The 13,439-nt window shown below is 70.3% G+C and carries 13 protein-coding genes; 10 read left to right on the top strand and 3 right to left on the bottom strand.

Annotated features, from left to right (window positions below; genetic code table 11):
* Nucleotides 1-89 precede the first annotated feature (89 nt).
* The 9 genes from ACFFIA_RS27635 (at nt 90) to ACFFIA_RS27595 (ending at nt 9,375) form a co-directional block, all read left to right on the top strand.
* Nucleotides 90-998 (top strand): 2-deoxy-5-keto-D-gluconate 6-phosphate aldolase domain-containing protein, encoded by a 909-nt coding sequence (locus ACFFIA_RS27635; RefSeq protein ID WP_377255818.1) that lies wholly within the window; start codon nt 90-92, stop codon nt 996-998.
* Nucleotides 995-2,368, top strand: a complete 1,374-nt coding sequence (locus ACFFIA_RS27630; RefSeq protein WP_377255816.1) for an FGGY family carbohydrate kinase — start codon at nt 995-997, stop codon at nt 2,366-2,368. Before ACFFIA_RS27635 ends, ACFFIA_RS27630 begins: the two co-directional genes overlap by 4 nt.
* Nucleotides 2,365-3,189: a shikimate dehydrogenase family protein gene (locus ACFFIA_RS27625; RefSeq protein ID WP_377255813.1), complete on the top strand. Its 825-nt coding sequence runs from the start codon at nt 2,365-2,367 to the stop codon at nt 3,187-3,189. The genes ACFFIA_RS27630 and ACFFIA_RS27625 overlap by 4 nt, the downstream gene beginning before the upstream one ends.
* Nucleotides 3,176-4,138 carry a cyclase family protein gene (locus ACFFIA_RS27620; RefSeq protein ID WP_377255810.1) on the top strand — a complete coding sequence of 321 codons (963 nt, stop codon included), beginning with the start codon at nt 3,176-3,178 and terminating at the stop codon, nt 4,136-4,138. The genes ACFFIA_RS27625 and ACFFIA_RS27620 overlap by 14 nt, the downstream gene beginning before the upstream one ends.
* A 16-nt stretch (nt 4,139-4,154) precedes the next feature.
* A complete protein-coding gene (locus ACFFIA_RS27615) occupies nt 4,155-5,141 on the top strand; it encodes an alcohol dehydrogenase catalytic domain-containing protein (RefSeq protein WP_377255807.1) in 987 nt (328 codons plus the stop codon).
* Between the two features lie 40 nt (nt 5,142-5,181).
* The gene (locus ACFFIA_RS27610; protein WP_377255804.1) at nt 5,182-6,624 is read left to right on the top strand and encodes an aldehyde dehydrogenase family protein; all 1,443 of its coding nucleotides are present in this window, start codon (nt 5,182-5,184) and stop codon (nt 6,622-6,624) included.
* 402 nt (nt 6,625-7,026) lie between these two features.
* Nucleotides 7,027-7,266: a hypothetical protein gene (locus ACFFIA_RS27605; protein WP_377255802.1), complete on the top strand. Its 240-nt coding sequence runs from the start codon at nt 7,027-7,029 to the stop codon at nt 7,264-7,266.
* The gene (locus ACFFIA_RS27600; RefSeq protein ID WP_446686983.1) at nt 7,250-7,924 is read left to right on the top strand and encodes a response regulator transcription factor; all 675 of its coding nucleotides are present in this window, start codon (nt 7,250-7,252) and stop codon (nt 7,922-7,924) included. The genes ACFFIA_RS27605 and ACFFIA_RS27600 overlap by 17 nt, the downstream gene beginning before the upstream one ends.
* Complete coding sequence (locus ACFFIA_RS27595; protein WP_377255797.1) at nt 7,921-9,375, top strand: HAMP domain-containing sensor histidine kinase; 1,455 nt, start codon at nt 7,921-7,923, stop codon at nt 9,373-9,375. The genes ACFFIA_RS27600 and ACFFIA_RS27595 overlap by 4 nt, the downstream gene beginning before the upstream one ends.
* A 203-nt stretch (nt 9,376-9,578) precedes the next feature.
* On the opposite strand, the gene ACFFIA_RS27590 is transcribed toward ACFFIA_RS27595, so the two are convergent.
* The 3 genes from ACFFIA_RS27590 to ACFFIA_RS27580 all read right to left on the bottom strand — a co-directional run bounded on the left by ACFFIA_RS27590 (nt 9,579) and on the right by ACFFIA_RS27580 (nt 12,258).
* The gene (locus tag ACFFIA_RS27590; protein WP_377255794.1) at nt 9,579-11,654 is read right to left on the bottom strand and encodes an MMPL family transporter; all 2,076 of its coding nucleotides are present in this window, start codon (nt 11,652-11,654) and stop codon (nt 9,579-9,581) included.
* A 157-nt stretch (nt 11,655-11,811) separates the two neighbouring features.
* Entirely contained in the window at nt 11,812-12,000 is a 189-nt protein-coding gene (locus tag ACFFIA_RS27585; RefSeq protein WP_377256503.1) for an aromatic-ring hydroxylase C-terminal domain-containing protein, read from the bottom strand.
* A complete protein-coding gene (locus tag ACFFIA_RS27580) occupies nt 12,001-12,258 on the bottom strand; it encodes a hypothetical protein (protein WP_377255791.1) in 258 nt (85 codons plus the stop codon).
* Between the two features lie 302 nt (nt 12,259-12,560).
* Here ACFFIA_RS27580 and ACFFIA_RS27575 point away from each other — a divergent pair, with 302 nt between their 5' ends.
* Nucleotides 12,561-12,911 carry a group II intron maturase-specific domain-containing protein gene (locus ACFFIA_RS27575; protein WP_377255788.1) on the top strand — a complete coding sequence of 117 codons (351 nt, stop codon included), beginning with the start codon at nt 12,561-12,563 and terminating at the stop codon, nt 12,909-12,911.
* Nucleotides 12,912-13,439: the final 528 nt, after the last annotated feature.

Here is a 13,439-nt window from a genome sequence, read left to right as displayed (position 1 = left end):
CGCGTCAACACACAAACCCACATAGACGCTGGTTTGGTCCGCCGATACGGGGGCCACCGTCAGGCGAACTCTCGCCCAGGAGGAGTGCAGTGACCAGGACCACGCCGGATCCCCTGTACATGATGGCCTACGACCATCGCCAGGTACTGCGAGATCTGTACGGTCAGGCAGCCGAGGGGCGGTTCACCGAGACCAAACTCGTGGCGCTCGACGTGCTGGACCGGGTGGCGGCGGCCGGCGTGCCGAGGGCGGCACTCGGCTTCCTCGTCGACGAGGAGTACGGCGCGCCGGCCGCGCGGACCGCACGGCAGCGGGACATCTACCTCGCCATGCCGATCGAGGCGAGCCGCACAAAGATCTTCGAACTGCAGTACCCGGCCGACTACGCCGAGCGCTTCGCCGGGTTCCAGCCGGAGTGTGTCAAGGCCCTCGTGTTCCACAACCCCGCCGACGACGACGCCCGCAAAGAGGTCCAGTTCACCCGGATCGCCGAGGTCGCGACCTGGGCGCACCGGCACGGCCACGACTTCCTGCTCGAAGTCCTCGTCACCCCGACGGCGGCTCAACTGGCCGGCTGCGGCGAAGACACCGCCGCCTTCCGCCGCGAAGCTCTTCCGGGACTTCTCGTCGAGTCGATCGCCGAATACCAGGCCCGTGGCATCGAGCCGGACATCTGGAAGATCGAGGGTCTGGACACGGTCGAGGCCTGCGAGGCCGTGGGTGCCCAGGCCACCGTCGGTGGCCGTGGGCAGGTGCGGTGCATCGTGCTGGGCAGCGGCGCGTCGCTGCAGACGGTCGGGACCTGGCTGCGGGCCGCCGCCCGCGTGCCGGCTTTCGCCGGTTTCGCCGTGGGCCGCAGCGTCTGGCACCGCCCTCTCGGCGACCTTCTCGCCGGCACCGCCACCCGGGACGAGGCGGTCGACCGCATGGTCGCCGCGTTCACCGGGCTGATCGACGCCTTCGGACGAACAGACCTGGAAATGACGCTGCGCGCATGACAGCGAGCCTGCTCGGCGTGGACCTCGGCACGACCTCGTTCAAGGCGACGCTGTTCACCGTCGCCGGCGAGGAACGGGGCACCGTCTCGTACCTGACGCCGTGGCGCACAGGCCCGGGCGGTCGTCACCTGCGCCTCGAGGACTTCTCCGCCGCCGTACTCGGTCTCGTCGACGCGGCCGTGGTCGACCTGGCCGCCGGCACGGTGGCGGGCATCGGCGTGACGGGCATGGCGGAGACCGTTTTCGCGTGGACCTCGACCGGCGACGCCCTGCCGGCGACGGCGTGGAACGACCGGGGACCAGCGTGCCACACCGACCTGCCCGACCCGCACCTCGTAGCGCGGACCGGGCTGCTCGACTTCCCCCGTACCTCGGCCGCCGCGCTGCGCGGCCTGGCCCCGTCCGGGCAGACCATCGGCCGCTGGGCCAACCTGCCCGAGCAGGCCGTGGTTCTGCTCGGTGGCGAGCAGGTCGCCGAGTACTCGCTGGCCTCGCGGTCCGGACTACTGGATGTCCAGACCCGCGCGTGGAGCCCGGCGCTGTTCGACTGGGCGGGCCTCGACCTCCGCTCGGCGCCCCGACTCGTACCCGCCGGCAGCCCGGTCGGGACCGTCCGGACCACCGGGGCCTGCGCCGGGGCGGTACTGACAGTCGCCGGTCACGACCACCTCGTCGCCGCGGTCGGCGCCGGCGCGACCGGTCCGGACGCCGTCTTCGACTCGATCGGTACGGGTGAGGCGGTCATCGCGCCGATCACCGCCGGGCAGGCCGCGCAGGTGGCGGGCTTCAACGCCGCCGGGTTCAACGTCGGTGCCGGGGTCGAGGACGGCTCCACCAACGCGGTATGCGGCCTCGGCACCGGAAACCGGTTTACGATGATCCTCGACGCGCTGGACCGGGCCGGTTATCCGCGGGCCCAGGTCATGACACCCGATGACGCGTCGGCCGGTCCGCTCGGTCCGGCGCTGGTCGACCTCGTCGGGGCGGTCTTCCACCCACGCTGGCGGGATCTGGTCGATTCCGACCGAGCCGGGCGGGTCGTCCGGGACACGGTCGACAGCCTCGCCGTGGCCCGCGCCGTGTGGGTCCTCGCGGTACGCACGGCCAGCGAGCGCGTGCGCGAGGCGCTGCGGGAGCTGGCCCGGCTCACCGGGCGGCCCCGGCGGGTTCTGGCCGCCGGCGGCTGGCTCCAGGATCCGCAGATCCGGGCGATCCGGGCCGAGGTGATCGGAGCCTACGAGATACCGGCGACCGCGCAGGCCGGGACGCGGGGCGCGGCCCTGTTGGCGGGGCGCGCGTGTGGCGCATTCCCGACGGCGCATGACTATCCGCCCATCGCCACCACGAGGATCGGGGACACCGGCAGATGACGATCACCGGCAACACCCGCGTGTACGCGCACATCGGTCACCCGATGGGCCACGTCCGCACCCCGACCCTCTACAACCGGCTGCTGGCCGAACGCGGCCTGGACGTCGTGGTCATGCCCCTGCACATCAGACCCGAGGATCTCGCTACCGCGCCGCCGCTGTTTCGCAGCTGGGCCAACCTGGCGGGCGTGGGCGTCACCATCCCGCACAAGGAGACGATGACGCGACTGGTCGACGAGCTGACCCCCATGGCCGCCCGATGCGGAGCCACCAACGTCATCCGGCGAGACCCGGACGGTCGGCTGGTGGGCGGTCAGTTCGACGGCCTCGGCATGACCGACAGTCTCGTCGCCGCCGGCCACTCCATCGCTGGGCGGGAGGTCCTGCTCGTCGGGGCCGGCGGCACCGCCCGCGCGGTCGCCTTCGCGCTGGCCGACGCCGGTGTCGCGGTCCTGCGGATCTCCAACCGGACTGCCGAGAAGGCGAGCGAGTTGGCCGCTGCCGTTCTACGGGCCTATCCGCAGTGCCGGACGGACCGCTACACCGGTGGCGGCCGATTCGACGTCGTGATCAACACCACCAGCCTGGGCATGCGGGCCGGTGACCCGGTGCCGGTCGACCTCGACCTGCTCACCGCGGGAACCGTCGTGGCCGACGCGGTCATGTCGCCGCCGACGACACCCCTGCTGGCCGCAGCGGCCGAGCGGGGCTGTGCCATCCACCCGGGTAAGGAGATGCTCGCGGCCCAGTTCGACCGAACCATCGCGTTCCTGCGCCTGACCGAAGTGCGAGAGACAGGAGCCCACGGTGTCCACTCGTGACACCGCCGTGCCCGCGTACGCCGACCTGGTCGGCGGCCTGACCTGCCCGCCGGGCGCGGCGTGGGGGGTCTTCGGCAACGACCTGGGAACGCTCAACTTCGCTACCGCCGAGCGAGTCGTCGCCGCCGCCACGCTCGTCCGGCGAGGGGTGACGATCCCGCTGAACTGGAGCACGACGTTGCCGTCGCCGCCGATCCTGGGACGCCGGGCGCCCACGCATCATCGGGTCGAACTCGACGGCGGCGGCTTCGACGACTACTACGACTCCTTCTATCCGCAGATGTCGAGCCAATGGGACGCGCTCAGCCACGTGGAGCATCCCGAGTTCGGCTTCTACCAGGGCCGCCCGCTCGCCGACGTGCTCGACCCGGTGTTCCCGGCGCTCGGCATCGACCAGTGGGCGACGCGGGGCATCGCCGGCCGGTTTGTGCTGGCCGACGTCGAAGGGTTCCTCGCCGGCCAGGGCACCCCGCTCGACGCGGCGAGCGCATTCGCCATCACCACGGACCTGCTGGACGACGTGCTCGCGGCCCAGGACGTCGCCCTCGACACCGGTGACATTCTGCTGCTCAACGTCGGCTGGATCTGCTGGTACGAGGGGCTCGACGAGTCCGGCAGGGCCGCGCTAGGCACCGGTGACCTTTTCGCCGCGCCTGGACTGGACCCGCGGGAGGAGACCGCACGGTGGATCTGGGACCACCGGCTCGCCGCGGTCGCCGCCGACTGCCCGGCGCTCGAGCGAATGCCGTTCGACAAGTCGTCCGCCGACGGCTTCCTGCATGCCCGGCTCATCCCGCTGCTAGGTCTGGCGGTCGGGGAGCTGTTCGACCTCCGGGCGCTGACGGCGGACTGCCGGACCGACGGCGTCTACGAGGGGCTCTTCTGCGCGGCACCACTCAACACCCCCGGTGGGGCGGGCTCCACCGCGAACGCCCTGGCCATCAAATGACGTCGGGAGGCAGATCATGCGCGCACTCGTCCTGAACGGAATTCAGGACTGGTCGATCCAGGAGGTGCCCGAGCCGCAGGCCCGTGCGGACGAGGTCATCCTTGAGGTGGCCGGCTGCGGCATGTGCGGCACCGACCTGCACACCCTGACCGGCGGCAACAAGCTTGTCCGGTTTCCGGCCGTTCCCGGCCACGAGTTCGGTGGCACGGTCCTGTCGGTCGGCCGGGAGGTGGACTGGTTGCGGGCCGGTCAGCGGGTGGTCGTCGATCCGTCGTACTCGTGCGGGCACTGCGCCCAGTGCCAGGCTGGGCGGGGCAACCTCTGCCCCGACAAGGGCGGGTACGGTTCCCGTTTCCCCGGCGGCTTCGCACAACGCGTCGCGGTCCGGGCACGCTCCTGCGTCCCGGTCCCCGACGACTTGGAGTGGAACGTCGCCCTGCTCGCCGAGCCGCTGGCCTGCGTGCTGCACGGCGTCGACCGCCTAGGGGCGACGGTCGGCCGGGACGCGATCGTGTTCGGCGCCGGCCCGATTGGCCTGTTGACCGCCATCCTGCTGCGCCGGCAGGGATCGCAGGTGTCGATCGTCGAGTCGTCGGACTTCCGGCGCGCGGTCGTGGCCCGCCACGGCTTCGACGCGGTGGCCCGAGTGCCTGAGGAATTGCCGGAGCCGAGCGCCGATGTGACCGTCGACGCCACCGGCGTGCCGGCGGCGATCGAGTCGGCGTTCGCGGCGACCCGGCGCGGCGGATCCCTCCTGCTCATGGGCGTGGCGCACGCTGGCGCAACCGTCACGCTCAGCCCGCACCTGATCAACTGGCACGAGCTGACCATCATCGGCTCGATGGCCGTCAACAACTCGTTCCACCGCGCCGTGACGCTGCTCGGTGCGCTGGCGACGGAGCTGATCGGCTTTGTCACCGATACGGTCCCCCTCGACGACTTCGGCCAGGCCCTCGACCTCGTCACGTCCCAGCGTTCCCTCAAGGTCTTGGTGCGCCCGTGACCACCGCGACTCAGACGACACTCGCCCACCTGGAGGGTTCATGACAGCCGACGCCTATGAGATCACCCAGCTAATTGACGGTCAGTGGCGCGGTGGGGAACCGGTGACCGACCGGTACAACCCGGCGGACCCGGCCGATCTGGTGTCGCGCACTGTCTCAGGCACCGCCGCCGACGTTGACGCGGCGGCGACGGCGGCCGCGGCGGCGCAGGTGGGCTGGGCGGCGATGACCGGTCCCGAACGGGGAACTGTCCTCACCCGGGCCGGTCAGCTCCTGCGCGACCGGATCGAGGTGGTCGCGCGGGACCTGACCCGCGAAGAGGGCAAAACCCTCGCCGAGGCGACCGGGGAGGTGCGCCGAGCCGCCGACATCCTCGAATTCTTCGGAGCCGAGTGCTGGCGGGCCCACGGACAGACCTTCCCGTCCGGGGTCGCCGATACCCACGTCTTTTCCCGGCGTGAACCGTTGGGCGTCGTCGGACTCATCACGCCCTGGAACTTCCCGATCGCGATCCCGACCTGGAAAGCCGCCCCGGCGCTGGCCGCGGGGAACGCGGTGGTCTTGAAGCCGGCGCAGCTCACGACGGTGTCGACGATGCATCTCGCCCGGGCGCTGGCCGACGTGGGGCTCCCACCGGGGGTGCTCAACATCGTGCACGGCAGCGGGGCCGTCGTCGGCGAGTCCATCGTGCGCCACGAGATGGTCCGCGCCGTCTCGTTCACCGGCTCGAACGGGGTGGGACGCCGTATCGGTGAACTCGCCGCAGCCCGGCGCATTCGGGTGCAGCTCGAGATGGGCGGAAAGAACCCGGTCGTGGTGCTCGACGACGCCGATCCGGAGCGGGCCGCCGACCTCGTCGCCGCTTCGGCGTTCGGGCTGACCGGCCAGGCATGCACCGCGACGAGCCGGGTCATCTGCACCCCCAGCGTCCACGACCGGGTCGTGGACGCACTCGCCCGTCGGGCTGAGGCGTACGCGCCGGGCGACGGGCTCCGTGCCACGGTCAAGATGGGCCCGGTGGTGAGTGCCGCCCAGTTGGCGACTAACGTCCGCTACCTGAAGGACGCTCTCGGGGAGGGGGCTAACCTCGCCACCGGCACGCTGGCGTTCGAGGGCATGCTCTTCCCGCCGGCGGTTCTTACCGCGGTCGAGCCGACGCACCGTATCGCGCAGGAGGAGGTCTTCGGCCCCGTGGTGAGTGTCCTGCGGGCACCGAACCTCGACGCGGCGATCGACCTGGCCAACGCCGTACCGTTCGGCCTCTCCGCGGCCCTGGTCACGCAGAACCTGACGGCGGTGGCCCGGTTCGTTGAGCGCATCCAGGCGGGCGTAGTGAAGATCAACCGGCCGACCGGAGGAGTGGACCTCAATGTGCCGTTCGGCGGTGTAAAGGAGTCGTCGAGCAACACCTACCGGGAACAGGGCAGCGGCGCACTGGACTTCTACACCTGGACGAAGGCGGTGTACATCGGCGCCAACTGACGATGTGAGGCGCAGTTGGGACCGTTGACGCTGAATGTGGTCGGATTGTTCCGCCGGTCGCACCGGGCGGACGGGACGGCGGTCAAGGCCGTTTTCGCTGGCCCGTCGAGGTAGGACGACAACGTCACCTCGCCGCACTGTTCACCACCAGCCGCAGGACCATCCGTCGAGCCATTAGCGAAATCGAGCCCTTGCTGGCCCTGCACGGACCACGATTACACCCACGCCGGAACCGGTAACGCTCGCCAGCCTCCTCCAAACCTTTACAGAACGAACAGAACCTGCGAATTCGATAGTTTGCGATCCCTTAGCCTCAATCCACCGATGCCCTCTCTGTCAAGATCATGTGAGACGTCGGAATACCGGATCTTGTGAAGCAGGGCGAGACGGGATCAAACGATCGTGACCTTGAGCATCGCTGACATGGGCGAGGATGGACTGGTGGGTTCAGCCTCCTCGCCGCGGGCGGACCGGCCGAAGCGCCGCACGTTCACCGCCGAGTACAAGCTGGCCGTAGTGGCGACGCTTATCTTCCTGAGATTGGGTCTAATCCTGGCTTCAGGTTGGTCGAGGACACTGAGCGGCAAAAGCATCGGCTGGAAGGGGGCGGGTCGGCGTGCGGATTATGATCGCGGACGATGAGGCGGCTATCCGTGAGTCGTTGGAGCGGGTGCTCCAGGTCGAGGGTTACGACACCAGCACCGTCGCCAACGGTCTCGCCGTGCTCGACGGGCTCGGTGGCGACGCGCCCGATCTGCTGATCCTCGATGTGATGATGCCTCGCCTGGGCGGGTTGGAGACCTGCCGGCGGTTGCGGGCGGCGGGTCGGGATCTGCCGGTGCTGATGTTGACCGCCCGGGATCAGGTCTCCGACCGGGTCGCGGGGCTGGACGCGGGCGCCGACGACTATCTGCCCAAGCCGTTCGCCACCGAGGAGTTGCTGGCCCGGGTCCGGGCCCTGCTGCGCCGCCGCGCGCCGGGCGTCGGGGAGTCGCAGATTCTGTCGTTCGCCGACGTCCGGCTCGATCCCGACAGGTTCGAGGCGTGGCGTGGCGGGCGGCCGCTGCATCTGACCCGGACCGAGTTCTCCCTCCTGGAGGTCCTCGTGTGCAACGCGACCCGGGTGTTGACCCGTGACGCGCTGTTCGAGGCGATCTGGGGCTTCGACATGAGCGCCACTGCCAACAACCTCCAGGTGTACGTGAGCTACCTGCGCCGCAAGATGGAGGCCGAGGGTGAGCCGCGATTGATCTACACGCTGCGCGGCCTGGGGTACACGTTGCGGGAGACTCCTCCGTGAGCTGGGGCGCCGCCGGCTGGGGCTTGCGACGGCTGGCCCGATGGTGGCGGCGGCGATCGCTGCGGACCAGGCTGACGGTGATCGCGGCGACGGCCATCGCGGTCAGCGTGTTCGTGGCCTTTCAGGTGGCCATCGAGTTGCTGGACTCGGAGCTGCGGGACGCCGCGGAGGATCAGCTGCGCGCCGACTCCCGCGTCCTGGCGGCGGACGCGGAGCGCGCTGGTCTGGCGCAGGTCCAGCTACCGCCGTATCCCGGATCCGGTCGGCTGGTGCGGGTCATCCTGCCCGACGGCTCGATCCGGACGCCGGCCGGCCAACCCGCGCTGCCTCCGGTCAGCGAGCAGGCCGGGCGCGTGGTGCAGGGCGGGTTGGCCGACCTGATGGAGTCGAACGACAGTGACGAGGACGGATACCTCGTCTACACGCTGCGGGCGGGCGGCGGCGCGGTCCAGGTGGCCCGCGTCGCCGACGACAGCCCGATCAACCAGTTCGGGCTGGGCATGCTGCTGATCGGGCTGCTCTGCGTGGCCGGGGGCGCCCTTGTCGGGCGGACCGTGGCGCGGACCGGGCTGGCGCCGATCGACCGGCTGACCGCCGCCGCGGTACGTGTCGCGCACACCCGGGATCTCGACGCCGACATCCCGGATGAGGGCGGTGGGGAGATCCGGCGGCTGATCCAGTCGATCAACGACATGCTCGCCGCGCTCCGGGACTCCCGTCGGGCCCAGCGGCTGCTCGCCGAGGACGCCGCCCACGAGCTGAAGACCCCGCTCACCAGCCTGCGCCTCAACGTCGAGCTGCTGATCCGGCTCGACCGGCGCGGCACCCTCGACGCTGTCCTGTCGGCGGATAGCCGGACCCGGCTGCTCAACGACCTCGGCGCCCAGGTGGCCGAGTTGAGCACCCTTGCCACCGAGCTGACCGACCTGGCGCGCGGTGACGTCACCGACGAGAGCACCGAGGTGCTCGACCTCGCCGACGTGGTGGTGGCCGCCGCGACCCGGGCGCGTTCCCGCGTGCCCGACATCGAGATCGCGCTCGACCTCACCTCCGTGTGGGTGAGCGGCCGTCCCGCTGCGCTCCAGCGGGCGGTACTCAACCTCATCGACAACGCCGGCAAGTGGTCCCCCGCGGACCAGCCAGTCCAGGTCCGGCTCCTCGCCGAGGGCGCGTCGGCGGTGCTCGAGGTCGACGACGCCGGGCCGGGCATCGACGCCGCCGACGTACCGCGGGTGTTCGACCGGTTCTACCGTGCCGACAGCGCCCGGGCGTTGCCGGGATCCGGTCTGGGGCTGTCGATCGTGCAGCGGGTCGTCGACGCCCACGGCGGCCGAGTCACCGTCGCCCGGTCCGCCCGCGGCGGCGCGCTGCTGCGGGTCGGCCTTCCGGCCGCTGCCTCGCCCGCTCGGATCGCGCGTCACGCCGCGGGGGAGGACAGCGCGGTGCGCTGACCCGCCCCGGCGGCGTGGCGCAGGACAAGGGACGGCGGCCCTCGGGCATGGCCCCGCGGCGCTCACCGTCGGGGCAGGACACCGCGGTGCGCCGACCCCAGCCTCGACGCGTGGCGCAGGACCAAAGGGCGGCGACCGTCGGGCCCATGAAAAGATCCGGGACGGGCCTGAGCCCGTCCCGGATTTCGTCCGTGCCGCCGCGCTCACCGTTGCAGCGCGGGCTCCTCATCGTCCACGAACGGCCGTTGCCCGTCCGGCAGCTCCACCGGTCGGGACAGCCGGCTCGGCCACCAGATCCGCCGGCCGATCAGCAGGGTGAGGGCGGGCACCAGGACCGACCGCACCAGCAGGGCGTCGAGCAGCACGCCGAAGGCGACCAGGAACCCGACCTCGATCAGCATCACCAGCGGAAGCGTGGCGAGGACCGCGAACGTGGCCGCCAGGACCAGGCCTGCCGAGGTGATGACGCCACCGGTGGCCGAGAGGGCTTTGAGCATGCCCTCTCGGGTGCCGAGACGCACGGTCTCCTCCCGGGCCCGGCTGGTCAGGAAGATGTTGTAGTCGACGCCGAGCGCCACCAGGAACAGGAACGCCAGCAGCGGTACCGAATAGTCGACGCCCTTGAACCCGAGGATCGTGTCGAAGACGAACACGCTACCGCCGAAGGCCGCGGCGAACGAGACGACCACGGTCGCCATCAGGACCAGCGGGGCCACGACCGCGCGCAGCAGCAGCCCGAGGACGATCAGGACGACGGCGAGCACCAGCGGGATCACCAGCTTCTCGTCGCGGCTGGTGGTGACCTCGGTGTCGAGGTTCTCCGCGCTCGGCCCGCCGACGATCGCCTCCGCCCCGTTCACCGCGTGCACGGCGGTGCGCACCCGCTTGATCGTGTCGTACTCCGCGGTGGTGTCCGGCGCGTCGGTCGGGAACACGGAGATGTCGGCCCAGCCACCGCTGGTCTGGCCCGGGATGGCCTCTGCCACGCCGGGAGTGCGCTTGACGATGTCGAGCACCCGCTCCTGGTACGCCGGGCGCGTGAAGACCGTCATCGGCTGGCCGCCCAGCTCCGGGAAGTGCTGGCGGAGAACGGTGAAGCCGGTGACCGACTCCGGCGCGGACAGGAACTGGTCCTGCTCCCGCAGGGCGCCGGTGTTGCCCGCCAGCCCGACGGCGAGCACACCCAGGATTCCGAGCGAGCCGAGCGTCGCCACCCACCGGCGGCGGCTGATGGCGGTGCCAAGCCGTCCCCACAGCCCCGGCTTCTCCACCACGGCTGTGCTGAACCGCGGGATGGCCGGCCAGAAGATCCGCCTGCCGAGCATCACGAGCACCGCCGGGAACAGCGTCAGCATGGCCACCAGCGCGCACAGGATCCCGGCCGCACCGATCGGGCCCAACCCACTGGTGCTGTTCAGGTCCGCGACGAGCAGGCAGAGCAGGCCGGCGACGACGGTGGCCGCGGAAGCGACGATGGCCGGCGCCGCGCCGCGTAGCGCGTGGACCATCGCAACCCGGACGTTCTCGTGGTGGTGCAGTGTCTCCCGATACCGAGCGATGAGCAACAGCGCGTAGTCCGTGCCGACGCCGAACACCAGGATCGTCAGCAGCGCCGAGTTCTGGTCGTTGACCACGATGCCGAAGCCCTTGACGAGCAGGTAGACGGTCGCCATCGCGGTCAGTGCGGCCGCGCCCACGGCCACCAGCGGGATGAACCACAACACCGGGCTGCGGTAGGTGAGAATCAGCAGGAGCGTGACGACGACGACAGTGGTGAGGAAGACCTGCAGGTCGATGCCGTCGAAGATGGCGTCCATGTCGCCGTCGACCGCGGCCGGGCCGGTCACGTCGAGTTCCAGGCCGGCGGGGCGGTCCTTCGCGGCCTCACGCAACGGGCCGACGATGGCCTCCGGTGCGCCGTAGCTTGTGCTCACCTCGAGGGTGAACATCATCGCCTTGCCGTCGGTGGAGAGTCTCGTCGGTAAGCCCTCGTCGTCCTCGCCGGCCGCCGCCGCCACCTTCGGCGGGTACCGCTTGGCAAGGGCGTTGTAGTGGCGCTCGACCGTCGCGCGGTCGGCGTCGGTCATGCCGCCAGCGCGGTGGTACACGAAGACGAACGTGTTGTCCTCTCCGCCGGAGAGACTGTCCTCCAGCACCGCCACCTTGGTGGACTCGGCACTGGCCGGCAGGGTGTCCACGGCGCTGTCGGTGGTGACCGAGCTCAACTTCCCGCTCAGCGGCACCATGACCGCCGCCAGCGCCACCCACAACCCAATCACCAACCACGGCACCCACCGGCCCGCCAACCGACCGGCCGGCGCTTCCCCGGACGGCGCTGCGTTGACTGCCATCACTAGCCTCCTACATACGGGTTGCATCGCTTATCTGATGCCGACTTCGTACCGAGCGAACCTGAGACGACGGTTAATGCGCCGCTCAGGCCGGGTGGCCGAACCAGGTGCCGAGCGCACGCACCCGCGCGGTGGCGTCCAGGTCCTGCCCGGTGGGCAAGTCCCAGGCGACACAGCCGTCGGGCCGGATCAGCAACGCGTCGACGTCCACCCGGTCCGTGCGGGCGGTGACGGTGTTGACCCGTCCGGTCCACGCGACCGCGGCGGTGTCGATTCAGCGGGTCCCGGACGACATCGTGGTGATCGTGACGTCGGTGCCGCTCACCCGCCGGATGCTGTCCTGCAGTTCATCGACGGTGAGCGGCTCGACCTGCCGCGGCGGGCCGTCGAACTCTACTGTGGACAGTCGGCTCACCCCGAGCCCGTGCACGTACAGGTCTCTTTTGGTGGTTTTACCGGCGTCGGGGTGCTCGGTGATGGTCTTTGGAGCCGCGAGGGCGTCCGGGGCCTGATGCGCTGGGTTTCGACGCATCGGCAGGATGGGTGGTTTTCGGATGGAGGTTCCGAAACGCGTGACGGACCTGCGCCGGCGTGACTTGGGGCCCAGTTGCGACGGGCCTTGATTCTCGCGCGGGTGTCGAACGGCGCTCCAAAGAGTAGTACCGTGGTGCCACCTCCCTCCCGAGGATGAGGCCGCGGTACGACGAAGCAGGACGGAATCGGGCCTAGCGTTCAGGCTATGACGAAACCTGACAGTCCACTGTGGATATTTGGGGCGGCCACCATGGCGCTGGCGACGGCGTTCGCTGTCGTCGCCTGTGCGCGGACAAGGCTATGCAACACGCTCGGGACCGGCTGCGGGAGCTGACCGCCCGGTCCCGGGTTCGGGTGCCCGTGGAGATGGTGGTGCAGGAGATGAACTGGTTCCTCAACGGCTGGGCCGGGTACTTCAAGTACGGCAACTCGGGCCGCCGTTTCGCGCAGCTGCACTGGTACGCGCAGAGGCGATTGGGCCTTTTCCTCAGCAAGCGCTACGGCCGCGGGCGCCGGTTCGGCCGATGGCTGGTAGGCGTGCACACCCCAGCCCGGCTACGCCTTGCTGGCATTGCTGGAACCGTGGTCGCCCCGAGGCCGAACAGGCCTTGGCGGGAAAAGCCGAATGCCGGCGGTGAACGGCGTCGGTGAGCCGTGTGCGGGAGAACCGCATGCACGGATCGATGTGGCGGGAGCTGGAAACGGAGCCAGGAAACTGACCATGGTCACTGGGATGGGACAACCACCCGGGAAACCGGGGGAGACGTGAAGGCCCCAGGGCCTACCGCAGGAGAAGCAACCGCGCCAGTTCCCGACCCTCCTGGGCATAAACCGCCGGTTCCTTGCGGTGTGCCGTGCCGGCGGGGCAGCGGTGGAGCAGTCTTCCGTGAGAGGCTGCCGACGTCGCGATCCGGAAGCAATGATCGCGCTGGGACTGCTTTCGTCGGCGTCGCCTCGCCGTCTGACGAGGGGCGAGTCTGGGCGGAGGAAGGCCACCGCGCAGAGATCGGATCCTAGCCCGAGCCGGCCGGGGCTGGCCCGACGATGAACGGCGAGTGGCGAGGAGTGGTATGAGCGTCCACAATGCTCCGGTGAGGAGCGAATCGCACACCGATGATGCTCCGTCCGCACCGGCTGACCGTTCCTGGCCCGCTATCGCCGAAATCGTCGGGCTGGGCA

This window comes from Phytohabitans kaempferiae, assembly GCF_042433955.1.
In the GTDB taxonomy this organism is placed as follows: Bacteria; Actinomycetota; Actinomycetes; order Mycobacteriales; family Micromonosporaceae; genus Phytohabitans; species Phytohabitans kaempferiae.
This window is presented reverse-complemented; position numbering and strand designations above follow the sequence as displayed.